Source organism: Stenotrophomonas sp. MMGLT7 (genome assembly GCF_021168555.1).
GTDB lineage: Bacteria > Pseudomonadota > Gammaproteobacteria > Xanthomonadales > Xanthomonadaceae > MMGLT7.
This window is the reverse complement of sequence record NZ_JAJOZS010000002.1, coordinates 317,612-334,290: the sequence shown is the minus strand read 5'-3', so window position 1 is coordinate 334,290 and position 16,679 is coordinate 317,612. Positions and strand designations below refer to the sequence as shown.

Genomic DNA, 16,679 nt, shown 5'->3' with positions numbered 1-16,679 from the left:
GGGGGCCAGCCCGGGTCCCGGGCTTCGTTGGTGGCGGACGTGGGGCCCCGCCGCCATCAGAAGATGTCGAACGCCTTGTCGTCGGCCTGCGGGTCCTGCTGGCCGTAGTCGTAGTCCTGCAGGCGGTCCATGTCCTCGACCTTGACCCATTCGGTGGCGCCATTGAGGGTGGCCTGCACCATGCCGTCGGGCGGGTCGTTGGCGGCGACCGGCGTGTCCTTCAGCGCGACGCGCATGTAGTCGATCCAGATCGGCAGCGCCGACCTGCCGCCGTACTCGCGGTAGCCGAGCGAGCGGAAGTCGTCGCGGCCGACCCATACGGTGGTCACGTACGGGCCGCCGAAGCCGGAGAACCAGGCGTCGCGGTGGTCGTTGGTGGAGCCGGTCTTGCCGCCCACGTCCTCGCGTCCGAGCGTCCTGGCCTGGGCGCCGGTGCCGCGCTGGACCACGTCGCGCATCATCGACACCAGCTGGTAGGCGGTGCGCGGGTCTATCGCGCGCGGTGCGATGCGCACGTCGGGGCTGGCCGGTGCTTCAGCCTCGGCCGGCGCCTGCGCGACCGGCTGTTGCGGCGCGGGATTGGCCGGCGCCGCCGCACCGAAGTTGAAGCCGTCCACCACCTGGCTGACCGGTGCGCTGGCGGCGCCGCCGGTGTTGCCGCAGCTGCGGCAGGCCACCGCCGGGTTCTCCTCGAACAGCACCTGGCCGTCGCGGTCGGTCACCCGCTCGATCATCCACGGATCCACCCGCGAGCCGCCGTTGGCGAACACCGCGTAGCCGCGCGCCACCGACAGCGGGGTCAGCGAGGCGGTACCCAGCGACATCGACAGGTTCGGCGGCAGCTCGGACTCGTCGAAGCCGAACTGGCTGATGTACTTGCGCGCGAAATCCACGCCGATGGCGTCCAGCAACCGCACCGAGACCAGGTTGCGCGACTGCACCAGCGCCTCGCGCAGGCGCATCGGCCCGCGGAAGCCGCCGCCGTCGTTCTGCGGCGACCAGGTCTTGCCGCGGCGGTCGCGGAACACCACCGGCGCATCGAGCACGATCGAGGCCGGGTTGAAGCCCTTCTCGAACGCCGCCGCGTAGACGAACGGCTTGAAGCTGGAGCCGGGCTGGCGCCGCGCCTGGGTGGCGCGGTTGAACTTGTTGCCGGCGAAGCTGAAGCCGCCGACCAGCGCGCGCAGGGCGCCGTTGTTGGCATCCAGCGAGACCAGCGCGGCCTGGCCGCGCGGCAGCTGGTCGATCAGCCACTCGCCGTCCTTGTCGCCGGCGCGTATGCGCACCAGGTCGCCGCGCTTGAGCAGGGCGGCCGGGGTGCGTCCGGTCCAGCGGCTGGCGGCGGCCGGCAGTGCCAGCTCGGTCCTGTTGGCCAGCACCACGGTGACGCCGCCGTCGCTACCGGCGCCGGCGACGACCGCCGGCAGCAGCCCGGACTGCGGCGCGATGCCCACGAGCTGGGCGGCGATCGCGGCCGTGTCGGCCTGCGCGGGCAGGTCGAAGTGGCGCTCGGCGCCCTGCCAGCCGTGGCGGTGGTCGTACAGCAGCAGGCCGTCGCGCACGGCGCTGTTGGCCGCGGTCTGCAGTTCCGGGTCGATCGTGGTGGTGACGTGGTAGCCCTTGTTGAGCACGTCGCCGCCGTAGCGGGCGATCATTTCCTGGCGCACCAGCTCGGCCACGTACGGCGCGTACACCTCGACCGGGCGCTCGTGCGGGGCGGCATGCATCGGCACCGCCTTGGCCGCGTCGGCCTCGGCCCGGCTGACGAAGCCCAGCTCGGCCATGCGCTCGAGCACGTAGTAGTCGCGGCGTTCGCGGGCGCGCTCGGGATTGCTGATCGGGTTGCCGCTGGAGGGGAACTTGGGGATGCCGGCCAGCGAGGCCATCTCGTCCAGCGACAGCTCGTCGAGCTTCTTGCCGTAGTAGTACTCGGCCGCGGCGGCGACCCCGTAGGCGCGATTGCCGAAGAAGCTCTTGTTGAGATACAGCTCGAAGATCTCGTCCTTGCTCAGCTCGCTCTCGATCTTGCGCGCCAGCAGGATCTCGGCCAGCTTGCGGGTGTAGCTGTACTCCGAACTCAGGAAGAACTGGCGCGCGACCTGCTGGGTGATGGTGGAGCCGCCGGGCACGCGCCTGGCATCGGTGGTGGCCAGCAGCCACACCGCGCGGGCGATGCCCTTGTAGTCCACGCCGCCGTGCTCGTAGAAGCGTGCGTCCTCGGTGGCCAGGAACGCCTGCTTGAGCCGCTCGGGCACGTCGGACATGTGGATCGGGTAGCGGCGGGTCTCGCCGAACAGCGCCATCAGCCGCCCGTCGCTGGCATAGACGTACATCGGCTCCTGCAGTTCCACCTGCTTGAGCGACTGCACGTCCGGCAGCTTGGAGGACACGACGTAGTAGATGGCGCCGGCGGCCAGGCAGCCCAGCAATACGAGTACGACAAACGTGGCTGCCAACCAGCGCAGCCAGCGACGGAGACGAGGCATCAGGGCGGATTCCGATTGCGAATTTTCTGGGTACAGAGTATAGATGACGCCGGGTTTCGGCCGAGGTCGGGACCGGGGAGTGCGAGGGGTAGCCACTGGGGCCGCGTGACGGGTTTCTCGACTTGGACGCGGAAGTGTTGCCAATCGCAAGTGAACCGTTATTAATGCGCGGGCGCGGATAGCGCTTATAGGTGCCCGTCGGCAGGGGAGTTTCCGTGGGGCTCATTCCCAAAAGCCAGTCGCCGCTGATGGGCGTCGACATCAGTTCCACTGCGGTCAAGCTTCTGCAGCTGTCGCGCAGCGGCAACCGTTTCCGCGTGGAGCACTACGCCGTGGAACCGCTGCCGCCGAACGCGGTGGTGGAGAAGAACATCGTCGAGGTCGAGGCGGTCGGCGAGGCCATCCGCCGCGCCATGACCCGCTCCGGCAGCAAGGCCAGGAACGCGGCGGCGGCGGTGGCGGGTTCGGCGGTGATCACCAAGCTGATCCCGATGCCGGCCGATCTGGACGAGAACGACATGGAAGCGCAGGTCGAGCTCGAGGCGGTCAACTACATCCCGTACCCGATCGAGGAGGTGAACCTCGACTTCGAGGTGCTCGGGCCTATCCCCAACAACCCGGAGATGGTGCAGGTGCTGCTGGCCGCATCGCGTTCGGAGAACGTCGAGATCCGGCAGTCGGCGCTGGAGCTGGGCGGGTTGGCCGCCAAGGTGATGGACGTGGAGGCGTTCGCCATCGAGAACGCGTTCGGCCTGGTCGCCCGCGACCTGGCGCTGGCGCCGGATGCGGTGGTCGCGCTGGTCGACATCGGCGCCACCATGACCACGCTCAACGTGCTGCGCAACGAGCGCAGCCTGTACAGCCGCGAGCAGGTGTTCGGCGGCAAGCAGCTCACCGACGAGGTGATGCGCCGCTACGGCCTGAGCTACGAGGAGGCCGCCCTGGCCAAGCGCCAGGGCGGGCTGCCGGAGAGCTACGAGGTCGAGGTGCTGGAGCCGTTCAAGGAGGCGACGGTGCAGCAGATCAGCCGCCTGCTGCAGTTCTTCTACGCCGGCAGCGAGTTCAACCGCGTCGATCACATCGTGCTGGCCGGCGGCTGCGCCGCGCTGCCCGGCCTGCCGGAGATGGTGGAGGAGCAACTGGGCGTGGCCACCGTGGTGGCCAACCCGCTGGCGCAGATGACGCTCGGCCCCAAGGTGCAGGCATACGCGCTGGCCCAGGACGCGCCGGCGCTGATGATCGCCACCGGCCTGGCGCTGAGGAGCTTCGACTGATGGCGCGCCTCAACCTACTTCCGTGGCGCGCCGAGCGCCGCAAGCAGCGCGAGCGCGAGTTCTACACCATGCTCGGCCTGGCCGCGCTGGCCGGCGTGCTGCTGTCCGTGCTGATCTGGTTCTACTACGACCGCCAGATCGAGGGCCAGAACGCGCGCAACGCCTACCTGCAGGCCGAGATCCAGAAGGTGCAGGCGCAGAACCAGGAGATCGACCAGCTCGACCGGCAGAAGGACCGCCTGCTCGCGCGCAAGAAGGTCATCGAGGAACTGCAGGCCAACCGCTCGCAGATGGTGCACCTGTTCGACTCGCTGGTGCGCACCATCCCCGACGGCGTGGTGCTGACCGCGATCAAGCAGGAGGGCGACGTGCTCACGCTCGAGGGGCGCTCGCAGTCCAACGCGCGCGTCAGCGCCTACATGCGCAACCTGGAAGGTTCGGGCTGGATGACCGGTCCGGACCTGTCGATCATCGAGGCCAAGGCGGCCGACGCCAAGTCCGGCGCCAGTGCGGTGATGGACGTCAAGTCGCTGCCCTACGTGTTCACCCTGAAGGTCAAGCTGTCCAACCCGAGCCGGGCCGGTGCCGCCGACGGCGCGGTGCAGGCGGCCGCTGCGGGAGCCGCGCCATGAGCAAGAGCAAGGTCAGGATCAGCGAGCTGGACTTCAACAACATCGGCGGCTGGCCGCAGCAGGCCAAGATCGGTTTCTGCGTGCTGCTGGGCCTGTTCATCGTGGTCATGGCCTGGCTGCTGCTGATCCGCGGCGAGCGCGAGCAGCTGGCCGGGCTGGAGCAGAAGGAAACCGAACTGCGCGCCAGCTTCGAGAAGGAACAGGGCCGTGCCGTCAACCTGGAGCCGCTCAAGCAGCAGCTGGCGCAGATGGAGCAGGTGCTGCAGCAGATGCTGCGGCAGCTGCCCAGCAGGACCGAGATGCCGGACCTGATCATCGACATCTCGCAGACCGCGCTGTCCAGCGGCCTGTCCAACGAACTGTTCCAGCCGGGCCCGGAGTCGCCGCGCGAGTTCTACGCGGAGAAGCCGATCGCGCTGCGCATGGTCGGCAGCTACCACCAGTTCGGCGCCTTCGTCAGCGGCGTGGCCTCGCTGCCGCGGGTGGTGATCCTGACCATGCACGACATCAACCTCAAGCCCAAGGACGCCAAGGCCGGCATCACTGCGCGCGGCGCGCTGGAGCTGTCGGGCACGGTGAAGACCTACCGCTACCTGGACGACGAGGAAACCGCCGAGCAGGAACGGAAGGCCGCCGCGGCGCAGAAGGCGGCGGGCAAGAGGGGCGGCGCATGAACGGCAGGCTTTCGGTCGGCGTGCTGTGCGTGCTGGCGCTGGCCGGTTGCGCGCGCGGCGTCACCAGCACGCCCGGCGACGCCCCGAACCTGCGCAGCTGGGTGGCCGAGGTGCGCGCGCGCCCGGCGCCGCCGCTGGAACCGCTGCCGGTGATGCAGCAGTTCGAGACGTTCGAGTACTCGGCCCAGGGGATGCGCGATCCGTTCAGCGACGCGTGGGTCAACCCGGACAGCGGCAGCGGCACCCGCCCGGACCCGAACCGGCGCAAGGAACCGCTGGAGCAGTTCCCGCTCGACAGCCTGGACATGGTGGGCACGATCGGCGTCCCGTCCTCGCTGGTCGCGCTGGTGATGGCGCCGGACAAGGTCACCTACCGGGTGAGGCCGGGGATCTACTTGGGGCAGAGCGATGGCCGGGTCACGGCAGTCAAGGAGGACCGCATCGAGCTGATCGAGCTGGTGCCCGATGGCGCCGGCGGCTGGCTGGAACGTCCGGCGTCGCTGGCGCTGGATGATCAATGATTCGACTAGGGGATAGCACGATGACTCTCTACAAAGCCCTGCGCCTGCATCCTGCCGGGCGCCAGGCGATGGTCCGGGCGTGTGCGCTGGGGGTGGCGATGGCCGTGGCTGTCGGTCCGGCGCTCGCCATGGCGCAGACGCCGGCCCTGAACGCGCACGACCCGGCCAAGTCGGTTCCCGCCACCGTCGCGGTATCGAAGATCGACTTCAAGCGCGGCGACGACGGCGCCGGCCGCCTGATCCTGAAGTTCGACGGGCACGGTGCCAGCCCCGACCTGCGCAACCAGGGCAGCAACGTGGTGATCGACGTCGGCAATGCCTCGATCCCGGCCCAGCTGCAGCGCCCGATCAACGTCGCCGACTTCGCCACGCCGGTGCAGCGCATCGATGCCAGGCCCTCGGGCGGCGGCGCCCAGCTGGTACTGAGCACCAATGCAGCATTCGAATCGCTGGCCTACCAGACCGGCGACGAGTACGTGGTCGAGATTTCCCCGCGCAAGGGCGTGCCGGCGGTGGGGGCGGTCAACGCCGGCGCGGTCGAGCAGGCCGCGGCCAGGATCGCCTCGCGCGGCTACAGCGGCCGCCCGGTGACGTTCAACTTCCAGGACGTGCCGGTGCGCACCGTGCTGCAGCTGATCGCCGAGGAATCCAACCTCAACATCGTCGCCTCCGACACCGTGCAGGGCAACGTGACGCTGCGGCTGGTCAACGTGCCGTGGGACCAGGCGCTGGACATCGTGCTGCGCGCCAAGGGCCTGGACAAGCGCCGCGACGGCGGCGTGATCTGGGTGGCGCCGCAGCCCGAGCTGGCCAAGTTCGAGCAGGACAAGGAAGACGCGCGCATCGCGATCGAGAACCGCCAGGACCTGACCACCGACTACATCCAGATCAACTACCACAGCGCCTCGGCGATCTACAAGGCGCTGACCGAGGCCAAGGGCATCGGCAACAGCAGCGGCGGCAGCGGCAACAGCCAGAACGAGAACGGCTTCCTGTCGCCGCGCGGCCGCGTGGTGGCCGACGAGCGCACCAACACGCTGATGATCAGCGACATCCCGAAGAAGATCGCGCAGATGCGCGAGCTGATCAACGTGATCGACCGGCCGGTGGACCAGGTGCTGATCGAGGGACGCATCGTCATCGCTACCGATACGTTCGCGCGCGATCTGGGTGCGAAGTTCGGCATCGGTGGCACACGCACCTACGGCGACAACGTGGCAACGATCGGCAGTGGCGCCACCGGCAATGCCGATGCGACGCGTGGCTTGAACGTGAGTCTGCCTGCGGGCAGCTATACCACGGGCAACTCCATGCCCAGCCTGGCCTATACATTGCTGGGGTCCAATTTCAATCTGGATCTGGAACTGTCCGCGTTGCAGGAAGAAGGCCGCGGCGAAGTCATTTCCAACCCGCGCATCGTCACCGCCAACCAGCGCGAGGGCGTGATCAAGCAGGGCAAGGAAATCGGCTACGTCACCATCACCGGCGGCACCGCCGGGACCGCCGCCACGCCGAACGTGCAGTTCAAGGAAGTATTGCTGGAACTGAAGGTCACTCCGACCATCACCAACGACAACCGCGTCTTCCTCAACATGAACGTGAAGAAGGACGAGGTCGACCAGATGATTACGCTAGAGGACTACGGAACGGTGCCGAGCATCAATCGCCGCGAGATCAATACCGCGGTGCTGGTCGAGGATGGCCAGACGGTGGTGATCGGCGGCGTCTATGAGTTCAGCGACCGCCAGAGCGTTTCCAAGGTGCCGTTCCTGGGCGACATCCCGTTCCTGGGCAATCTGTTCAAGAAGCGCGGCAAGAGCAAGGACAAGGCCGAATTGCTGGTGTTCGTGACGCCCAAGGTGTTGCGGGTCGCCAAGGCCAACTGAGCATCCGCGGCCCGCAGTTCCGACTCGGGAATGGCCGCCTGCGGGCGGCCGTTCCGGTCCGAGGCGTCAGTGTTTGCTGAATCGGCGCAGCGCAGGATGAACCAATCGCCACGTGATCGGTCAAACTGCGGCCATGGATACTTCTCCCCTGCCCGAAGCCGTACCCACCGCGCCGCAGCTGGACAAGCCCGACGGCGACCGCCTCCACGACGACTTCATCGCGCTGCGCGATGCGCTGTCGGCCACCATCGTCGGCCAGTCGGCGCTGATCGAGCGCTTGCTGATCGCGCTGCTGGCCGACGGCCACCTGCTGGTCGAGGGCGCGCCGGGCCTGGCCAAGACCACCGCGATCCGTGCCCTGGCCTCGCGGCTGGAAGCGGATTTCGCGCGCGTCCAGTTCACCCCCGACCTGCTGCCGGCCGACCTGACCGGCACCGAGGTATGGCGGCCGCAGGAAGGCCGCTTCGAGTTCCTGCCGGGGCCGATCTTCCATCCGCTGCTGCTGGCCGACGAGATCAACCGCGCCCCGGCCAAGGTGCAGTCCGCGCTGCTCGAGGCGATGGGCGAGCGCCAGGTGACCGTGGGCCGGCACACCTATGCGCTGCCGCAGCTGTTCCTGGTGATGGCCACGCAGAATCCGATCGAGCAGGAGGGCACCTTCCCGCTGCCGGAGGCGCAGCTGGACCGCTTCCTGATGCACGTGCGCATCGGCTATCCGGATGCCTCGGCCGAATCGGAGATCCTGCGGCTGGCGCGCGAGCGCGCGCTGGACACGCTGCACAAGACCGAGGTGCCTGTGCGGCGCATGCCGCAGGAAGACGTGTTCGCCGCGCGCCGCGCGGTGCTGGACCTGCACATGGCGCCGCAGCTGGAGCGCTACCTGATCGAGCTGGTGCTGGCCTCGCGCGATGCCTCGCCTTACGACGCCGCATTGGCCAGGCGCATCGCCTGGGGCGCCAGCCCGCGCGGGTCGATCGCGCTGGAGCGCTGCGCGCGGGCGCGCGCCTGGCTGGCCGGGCGCGACTTCGTGACCCCGGACGACGTGCGCGCGGTGGCGCCGGACGTGCTGCGCCATCGCGTGCTGCCCAGCTACGAGGCGCTGGCCGAGGGCTGGGACGGCGAGCGGCTGGTGGCGGCGCTGCTGGACAAGGTGCCGCTGCCCTGAGCCGGGCAGGCGGTCAGGAACGGACGATGCGTGCGCGGCGGATGCCATGTCCTTTCGTCCCGGCCGGGCAGCGGGGCAGGCGGCCGATGCCTGCCTCCGTGGCCGATGGGTGTCGCGGACACGCAAGGCATCCGGGAGCAGGAGGATGAAGCCGTTGAGCCCGCAGCCATTGCAGCAGCCCCGGCAGAGCGCCGGGGACGAGGGCGTGCGCCCGGCGCTGGCGGAACTGCTGGCGCTGCGCGCGACCTCGCTCGGCGGGCGTGCCGCGCGCAAGGGGCGCCATGGCATGGCCGGGCCGGCGCCTTCGGCGCTGCGCGGCCGCGGCATGGAGTACGCCGAGTCGCGCGAGTACGTGGCCGGCGACGACGTGCGCCATATCGACTGGCGCCTGACCGCACGCAGCGGCAAGACCCACACCAAGCTGTTCCAGGCCGAGCGCGAGCGCCTGACCCTGGTCGTGGCCGATACCGCGCCTGGCCTGTACTTCGGTACCCGGGTGCGCTTCAAGTCGGTGCAGGCGGCCCGCGCCGGCGCGGTGGCGGCCTGGCTGGCGCAGCGGCAGGGCGACCGGGTGGCGGCGTTGCGCGGCAGTTCGCAGGAGCCGCCGGTCGCGCCGGCCTCGGGTACGCGCGGCGTGCTGCGGGTGCTGGATGCGCTGGCGCGCTGGTATGGGCAGCCGCCCGACGGCGACGAAGGGCTCGATTTCGCGCTCGAACAGGCGCGGCGGTTGCTGCGCCCGGGATCGCGGCTGGTGGTGCTGGCGGATCCGGCCGAGGCGGCGGCGATCGCGGCATCGCGCTGGTCGGGGCTGGCGGCGCACCACGAAGTGACGGTGGTCCTGCTGGTCGATCCGCTGGAAATGTCGCCGCCGCACGCCGACCTGCCGTTCGTCAGCGAAGGCGGCCGGCTGGAACTGGCGCTGGGATCGCCGGCGGTCCGGCAGCGCTGGCAGGGCGAGTTCGTCGCGCCGGTGGAGTCGCTGCTGGCCGCGCTTCCGGCGCGCGGCGCGAGCGTGCACGTGCTGTCCACCACCGACGCCAGCGATGCCTGGCTGCAGCCGTCGCCGCTGCCGGAGCTGGCCGGATGAGCGCCAACCCGCTGCCGCTGCGCGACGTGCACCTGCCGCCGGCACCGGCCTGGTGGCCGCCGGCGCCGGGCTGGTGGCTGCTGGCGGGCGCGGTGCTGTTGCTGCTGGCGGCCATGCTCGGCTGGCAGTGGCATCGCCGCCGCCGCGTGCGGCAATGGCGGGCGATGTTCGCCGCTGCCGAAGGCGCGGCGGATTCGCCGCCGGCACGCCTGGCGGCGATCTCGGTGCTGCTGCGCCGTGCCGGCCGCCGCCTGGATCCAGCCGCCGATACGCTGCAGGGCGAGGCCTGGCTGCGTTTCCTGGACGGGGGCAAGGGCACCGCGTTCTCGCAGGGCGTTGGCCGCCTGCTGCTCGACGGCGGCTTCCGCCGCGAGATCGACGCAACCGACTACCTGGCAGCGCGCGATCTGGCGCAGGCGCGTTTCCTGCAACTGATGGCGGGCCGCCGATGAGCTGGTTCGAAGGCGGCGGGCTCGGCAACTGGCTGGACGGCTTCGCCTGGCCGTGGCTGTGGCTGGCGTTGCCGCTGCCGCTGCTGATGCGCTGGCTGCCGGCCTGGCGCAGCCGCGTGCCGGCGCTGCGCGTGCCCTACGGTGCGCGCCTGCGCACCGTAGGCGCGGCCGGCGCCGACGGACATGCGGCGCACCTCGGCACCGCGCTGCTGTGGCTGGCGTGGGCCTGCCTGTGCGCCGCCGCGGCACGGCCGCAGCAGCTCGGCGAGGCGGTGATGCCGCCGCAGCAGGCGCGGCAGATGATGCTGGCGGTGGACCTTTCGGGCAGCATGAGCGAGCCGGACATGCAGTTGGGCGGGCGCGTGGTCGATCGCCTCACCGCTGCCAAGGCGGTGCTGGCCGACTTCCTCGACCGCCGCGCCGGCGACCGCGTCGGCCTGCTGGTGTTCGGCCAGCGCGCCTACGCGCTGACGCCGCTGACCGGCGACCGCGAATCGGTGCGCGAGCAGCTGCGCGACAGCGTGGTCGGCCTGGCCGGGCGCGAGACCGCGGTGGGCGATGCCATCGGCCTGGCGGTCAAGCGCCTGCGCGAACAACCCGAGGGCCAGCGCGTGCTGATCCTGCTCACCGACGGCGTCAACACCGCCGGCGTGCTGGAGCCGCTGCGCGCGGCCGAGCTGGCCAAGGCCGAGCACGTGCGCGTGTACACCGTCGCCTTCGGCGGCAGCGGCGGCTACTCGCTGTTCGGCATCCCCATCGATGCCGGCGGCGAGGACCAGGTGGACGAGGACACGCTGCGCCGCATCGCCCGGGAAACCGGTGGCCGTTTTTTCCGCGCGCGCGACACCGAGCAGCTGGCCGGGATCTATGCCGAGCTGGACCGGCTGGAGCCGGTGCAGGCGGCCGGGCCGGCGGTGCGTCCGCGCATCGAACGCTACGTCTGGCCGCTGGCGGCGGGACTGGCGCTGGCACTGCTGGCCTTCGTGCTGCCGCGGAGGTGGCGATGAGCGCGTACGTGCCAGCGTTCGCCGCGTCGCTGCATTTCCTGCGGCCGGAATGGCTGTGGGCGCTGGCGGGGCTGCTGCCCGGCATCTGGCTGTGGCGGCTGCGCCAGCGCCGGGCCGACGTGTGGCGCGGCAATGTCGATGCGCACCTGCTGCGCCACCTGGCGGTCGGCGGCGGCAGGGCATCGCTGGCGGGCCTGTGCCTGGCGGCGATCGGCTACGTGCTGGCGGTGTTGGCGCTGGCCGGGCCGAGCTGGCGCCAGAGCGAGCAGCCGCTGTGGCAATCGCGCATGCCGCTGGTGATCGCGCTGGACCTGTCGCCGTCGATCGAGGCCAACGACCTGCCGCCGTCGCGGCTGCTGCAGGCGCGGGCCAAGCTGGCCACGCTGCTGCGCGAGCGCAGCGGCGGCGAGGTGGCGCTGCTGGCCTATGCCGGCGATGCCTTCACGGTGGCGCCGCTGACTGCCGACGCGGCCAATGTCGCCCTGTTCCTGGATGCGCTGTCGCCGGCGGTGATGCCGCTGGCGGGACAGCGTGGCGATCGTGCCATCGACGCGGCGGCGCGGTTGCTGCAGCAGGCGGGGTTCCCGCGCGGCGACATCCTGCTGCTCACCGACCATGCCGACGGCGACGCGCGCGCGGCCGCTGCGCGCGCGGCGGCGCAGGGCTACGCGGTATCGGCATTGGGCCTGGGCACGGCGCAGGGGGCCGCCTATCGCGACGCCGCCACCGGCGCCATCGCCCAGGCCCGGCTGGACGAATCCTCGTTGCGCGCGCTCGCCGCCGCCGGGGGCGGCCGCTACGCCAGCCTCGGCGCCGACGACGGCGACCTGCGTTCGCTGGGCGTGCTGGCGCCAGGCGATGTCCGCGACGCCGGCGGCGGCGAGCAGAGCGGCCGGGTCTGGCTGGACGAGGGCTATTGGCTGCTGCCGCCGCTGATGCTGTTGCTGCTGCTTGCCTTCCGTCGCCGCGGTGGATTCCCGGCACTGGCGCTGTTGTGCCTGCTGCCGTTGCCGCAGCCGGCCGCCGCGGCCGAGCAGGGGGGCTGGTGGCGCCGTGCCGACCAGGTCCAGCAACAGCGGCTGGAAGCCGGCGTGCAGGCCTATCGGCAGGGCGATTTCGCCAGGGCGCAGCAACAGTTCGAGGGCATCGACAGCGACCAGGGCTGGTACAACCTGGGCAATGCGCTGGCGCGGCAGGGACAGTACGACGAGGCGATCGCCGCCTACGATCGCGCCCTGGCGGCGCATCCGCAGATGCCCGACGCGGTTGCCAACCGTGCGGTGGTGGAGGCGGCACGCAAGCGCCAGCAATCGCAGGGCGGCGGGCAGCAGGGCCAGCCGCAGCAGCCACAGCAGCCACAGCAGGATTCGAAACCATCGCCGGGCAGCGACGGGCAGCCGCAGGCCGGGCAGCCGGGCGACGATGATGCGCAGCGGCGGCAAGCGGATGCGCAGCAGCGCGAGCAGCCGTCGCGGGAGGACGCAGCGCAGGCCGATGCGCCCAGGGACGAACAGTCCCAGCAGCAGGCCGACCAGGCACAGCGCGAGCGCATGCAGCAGGCGATGGCGCAACAACAGTCCGGGCAGCAGGATTCGCCGGAACAGGCCGAAGCGGCCAGACCCGGCGAGACCCAGGCCGAGCGCGAGCAGCGGCAGGCGGTGGAGGCCTGGATGCGGCGGCTGCCGGACGACCCTGGCAGCCTGCTGCGCAACAAGTTCCAGCTGGAATACCAACGCAGGCAACGGGAAGGCAAATGATCCGCAGGTCGAACATCCTGGTTCTCGTGACCCTGTCGCTGCTGTTCGCCGGATGGATGCCGTGCGCCGCGGCCGCCAGCCGCGCGTGGCTGGACCGCAGCGAGGTGGCGCTGGGCGACAGCGTCACCTTGAACATCGAGACCGATGCCAGCGCGGCGGCGCCGGATCTGTCGCCGCTGCGCGCCGACTTCGACATCCGCGACCAGAACAGCAGCCGCCAGGTGCAGATGGTCAATGGCGCGATGAGCACCAGGTCGCTGTTCGGCGTGGTACTGACGCCGCGCCGCAGCGGCGAGCTGACGATTCCGGCGTTGCGCCTGGGCAGCGACAGCACCGCCCCGTTGCGCCTGAGCGTGGCAGCCGCGGCGGCGGCGCCCGCCGCCACGCGCCGCGGCGACGAAGTGGTGTTCCTGGAAACCGAGGTGGACGATGCCCGGCCGTACGTGCAGCAGAGCGTGGGCGTGGTGCTGCGGCTGTACTTCGCCACCCAGCTCGCCTCCGGCGAACTGGACCTGCCCACGCCCTCCGGCGCCTCGCTGCAGCGGGTGGGCGACGACGCCAACAGCGTGCGCGAGATCGGCGGGCGCCGCTACAACGTGGTCGAGCGCCGCTTCCTGCTGGTGCCCGAGCGCAGCGGCGAGCTGGTGCTGCCGCCGGCGCGTTTCGACGGACGCGCGGTGGGCGGCTTCTTCGACGACTACTTCGGCCGCGGCAGCGGCCGCCTGAGCGCGGCCAGCGCGCCGCGGACGCTGCAGGTGCAGCCGCAACCCGATGGCGCGCCACAGCCATGGCTGCCGCTGCGCAGCCTGCAACTGCACTACACCGCCACGCCGCAGCAGGCGCGCACCGGCGAGGCGGCGACCCTGGTGGTCGAGGCCACGGCGCAGGGCGCCACCCAGGCGCAGTTCCCGGAACTGCCGGTGCCCTCCGTCCCCGGCGCGCAGGTGTTCGCCGAGCCGGCCCAGGCCGAGGAGCATTTCGATGGCGATACCCCGCGGCTGAAGCTGACGCGCCGCTACTCGATCGTGCCCAGCCGTCCCGGCCGCCTGGTGGTACCGGGCATGCAGGTGACCTGGTGGGACGTGGCATCGGCAACCGCCCGCAATGCACGCTTGCCGGACCTGACGCTGGACGTGGCCGCAGGCGCCGGCGGCGATCCGCCCGCGTCCGCCCCGCCGGCCCTGCCGGCCGCGGATGAGGCGCAGGACGCCCCTGCGGCTGCCGGCAACGGCCTTGCGCTGCCGGCGGCCACGCGTGCGCCGACGCTGTGGATCGCACTGGCCGCGGTGTTCGCGCTGCTGTGGCTGGCAACGCTTGCCTGGGCGCTGTCGCGCCGCCGCCGCGGGCATGCGGCCGCGGTTGCGCCGGCAGCGCCGGACGCGGCGCCGGTCAGGTCCAGGCAGGGTCCTGGCGAGCTGCGCCGCGCCATCGATGCCGGCGGGCTGGACGAGGTCGCCCGGCTGCTGTGCGAGATGGCCGGCGTCGCCGACCTGGATGCACTGCAATCGCGGCTGGCGGACCCCGCCCAACGCGCTGCCATCGCTTCGATGCAGCGTGCCCGCTGGGGCGGCGACGGCGACATCGCCGCCGTGCGCAGCCAGTTGCGCGAGGCATTCAGGCAGGGGCCGCGCTTCGAGGTGCAGGCGCCGGCGCCGGCCGATGCGCTGCCGCCCCTGTATCCGCGGCGCTGAGAGCCCGTTCGTGGTCTCAGGATGGATGCAGCAGAGGCCGATCGGTCGCTGTGGCTCAGCAATGACAAGCCGCGAGGGGCGCCTGTGGAGCGGCCTGTAGGAGCGACCTGTAGGAGCGACTTCAGTCGCGATGGGACTCTACCGGTAGAGCCCCATCGCGACTGAAGTCGCTCCTACGGGAGATCGTGAACACGTTCCGAGGCCTGGGGAGAGCGCAGTCTCCGCCCCGGGTTTGGGGGAAGCCGGGGACGCTTGTCCGGGTAGAGCCCGGTCGCGGCTTGGGCGTCCTTTCGGCAACCCGGCAGGCCTGGGAACGGGCGATGTTCGCGTCCCCCCGTATCGCCTGCATGCGCGCCATGGGGCGGGCGGATCGTTCAGTGTTTGCTAAGCTCGGCGTTTCCCCCCTCACTGAAGAAAAGGTCTCGCCGATGACGGACGCCTCCGCCAAGCCCGACAAGCGCAAAGGATTGCCCCTGCACTGGAAGATGGGCATCGGTTTCTGCGCGGGCCTGCTGCTGGGGCTGATCGTGCACACTACCAGCGGCGCCGACGCGCAATGGGTGCAGTGGCTGACCAGCTACGTCACCCAGCCGGCCGGCACGCTGTTCCTGCGGCTGATCTTCATGCTGGTGATCCCGCTGCTGTTCTCGGCGCTGGTGGTCGGCGTGGCGGAGATGGGCGACATCCGTTCGCTGGGACGCATCGGCTGGCGCACGCTGGGCTACACGGTGGTGGTGTCGGGCATCGCGGTGGCGATCGGCCTGCTGCTGGTGAACTGGCTCAAGCCCGGCGCAGGCGTGGACCCGGCCGCCGCGCAGCAGATGCTCGATGCCGGCGCCGAGCGCGCGCAGGCGATCATCAGCAGCAACGCCTCCGGCGGCGGCCAGCCCAGCGGCATCAACATGCTGCTGTCGATCGTGCCGGACAACGTGGTCGGCGCAGCCGGCAACAACGAGATCCTGGGGGTGATGTTCTTCGCGCTGATGGTCGGCATCGGCCTGGTGCTGACCCGCAGCGACAACACCGGCACCTTCAAGCGCGCGGTCGAGGGCCTGTTCGAGATCTCGATGACGCTGATCGGGCTGGTGATCCGGCTGGCGCCGTATGCGGTGTTCTGCTTCATGTTCAACCTGGCCGCGCTGTTCGGCTGGGACCTGCTGATCAAGCTGGGCGCCTACGTGGGCGTGGTGGTGCTGGCGCTGGCGCTGCACATGATCGTGGTCTATTCGGCGGCGGTGCGCTTTGCCGGCTGGTCGCCGCTGGCGTGGTTCAAGCAGATACAGGAGGTGATGGTGATGGCGTTCTCCACCGCCTCCAGCAACGCCACCCTGCCGACCTCGCTGCGCGTGGCCGAGCAGAACCTGAAGCTGCCCAACAAGGTCTCGCGCTTCGTGCTGACCGTGGGCGCCACCGCCAACCAGAACGGCACCGCGCTGTTCGAGGGCGTGACGGTGCTGTTCCTGGCGCAGTTCTTCGGCGTGGAGCTGGATATCGGCCAGCAGTTCATGGTGATGTTCGTGTGCATCCTCGGCGGCATCGGCACCGCCGGCGTGCCGGCCGGCTCGCTGCCGGTGGTGGCGCTGATCTGCGCGATGGTCGGGGTGCCGCCGGAAGGCATCGGCATCATCCTCGGCGTGGACCGCTTCCTGGACATGTGCCGCACCACGCTCAACGTCACCGGCGACCTGGTGCTGGCGACGATGGTGTCCAGGGGCGAGGAGGACGAAGCCGAGCCCGCCGCCGGGGCCTGATGCGGGTCCGGGAGGCTTGATGTCGTTCGCGGGGATCGTGGCGATCCCCGCTAGCTCGGCCCCTACGCGGCCGATCCGGGGGAATTCGGGCTTGCGGGGCGTCGCGGACGCCGGCCCGACCTGCTGCACGACCGAAAGCACGGGAACGGAATCGCGGCCTGGGTAGGGCCGATGGTCGCACCCGGGCCGCAGCCACGCGCCGGACGCGTGTCCCGGGCGCGCCGCGCTTACCCCGGCCACGGCGCTGGCGCAGGGTGCACGGGAATGTTCCCTGACAACCAAGGGCATCGGCGCGA

12 protein-coding genes and 1 pseudogene are annotated in these 16,679 nt (G+C 70.8%); 12 read left to right on the top strand and 1 reads right to left on the bottom strand.

Annotated features, from left to right (window positions below; genetic code table 11):
• Positions 1-56: 56 nt before the first annotated feature.
• Positions 57-2,486: a penicillin-binding protein 1A gene (locus LRX76_RS04170; RefSeq protein WP_231802375.1), complete on the bottom strand. Its 2,430-nt coding sequence runs from the start codon at positions 2,484-2,486 to the stop codon at positions 57-59.
• A 215-nt stretch (positions 2,487-2,701) separates the two neighbouring features.
• Here LRX76_RS04170 and LRX76_RS04165 point away from each other — a divergent pair, with 215 nt between their 5' ends.
• The 12 genes and pseudogenes from LRX76_RS04165 to LRX76_RS04110 all read left to right on the top strand — a co-directional run bounded on the left by LRX76_RS04165 (position 2,702) and on the right by LRX76_RS04110 (position 16,383).
• The gene (locus LRX76_RS04165; protein ID WP_343237801.1) at positions 2,702-3,760 is read left to right on the top strand and encodes a pilus assembly protein PilM; all 1,059 of its coding nucleotides are present in this window, start codon (positions 2,702-2,704) and stop codon (positions 3,758-3,760) included.
• Positions 3,760-4,386: pseudogene (locus LRX76_RS04160) on the top strand (PilN domain-containing protein); the annotation flags it as partial. The gene LRX76_RS04165 and the pseudogene LRX76_RS04160, both read left to right, overlap by 1 nt.
• Positions 4,387-4,388: 2 nt before the next feature.
• A complete protein-coding gene (locus LRX76_RS04155; RefSeq protein ID WP_231802371.1) occupies positions 4,389-5,066 on the top strand; it encodes a type 4a pilus biogenesis protein PilO in 678 nt (225 codons plus the stop codon).
• On the top strand, positions 5,063-5,587 hold the full coding sequence (locus tag LRX76_RS04150) for a pilus assembly protein PilP (protein ID WP_231802369.1): 525 nt from the start codon (positions 5,063-5,065) through the stop codon (positions 5,585-5,587). Before LRX76_RS04155 ends, LRX76_RS04150 begins: the two co-directional genes overlap by 4 nt.
• Positions 5,588-5,607: 20 nt before the next feature.
• Positions 5,608-7,473: a type IV pilus secretin PilQ family protein gene (locus LRX76_RS04145; RefSeq protein ID WP_231802367.1), complete on the top strand. Its 1,866-nt coding sequence runs from the start codon at positions 5,608-5,610 to the stop codon at positions 7,471-7,473.
• A gap of 133 nt (positions 7,474-7,606) precedes the next feature.
• Positions 7,607-8,638 (top strand): MoxR family ATPase, encoded by a 1,032-nt coding sequence (locus LRX76_RS04140; RefSeq protein WP_231802365.1) that lies wholly within the window; start codon positions 7,607-7,609, stop codon positions 8,636-8,638.
• Between the two features lie 145 nt (positions 8,639-8,783).
• Complete coding sequence (locus tag LRX76_RS04135) at positions 8,784-9,725, top strand: DUF58 domain-containing protein (RefSeq protein WP_231802363.1); 942 nt, start codon at positions 8,784-8,786, stop codon at positions 9,723-9,725.
• A complete protein-coding gene (locus tag LRX76_RS04130; protein WP_231802361.1) occupies positions 9,722-10,177 on the top strand; it encodes a DUF4381 family protein in 456 nt (151 codons plus the stop codon). The genes LRX76_RS04135 and LRX76_RS04130 overlap by 4 nt, the downstream gene beginning before the upstream one ends.
• Positions 10,174-11,184: a VWA domain-containing protein gene (locus tag LRX76_RS04125; RefSeq protein ID WP_231802359.1), complete on the top strand. Its 1,011-nt coding sequence runs from the start codon at positions 10,174-10,176 to the stop codon at positions 11,182-11,184. Before LRX76_RS04130 ends, LRX76_RS04125 begins: the two co-directional genes overlap by 4 nt.
• A complete protein-coding gene (locus tag LRX76_RS04120; protein ID WP_231802357.1) occupies positions 11,181-12,941 on the top strand; it encodes a tetratricopeptide repeat protein in 1,761 nt (586 codons plus the stop codon). The genes LRX76_RS04125 and LRX76_RS04120 overlap by 4 nt, the downstream gene beginning before the upstream one ends.
• Positions 12,938-14,632 carry a BatD family protein gene (locus LRX76_RS04115; protein ID WP_231802355.1) on the top strand — a complete coding sequence of 565 codons (1,695 nt, stop codon included), beginning with the start codon at positions 12,938-12,940 and terminating at the stop codon, positions 14,630-14,632. Before LRX76_RS04120 ends, LRX76_RS04115 begins: the two co-directional genes overlap by 4 nt.
• 428 nt (positions 14,633-15,060) lie before the next feature.
• A complete protein-coding gene (locus tag LRX76_RS04110) occupies positions 15,061-16,383 on the top strand; it encodes a dicarboxylate/amino acid:cation symporter (RefSeq protein WP_231802353.1) in 1,323 nt (440 codons plus the stop codon).
• Positions 16,384-16,679: the final 296 nt, after the last annotated feature.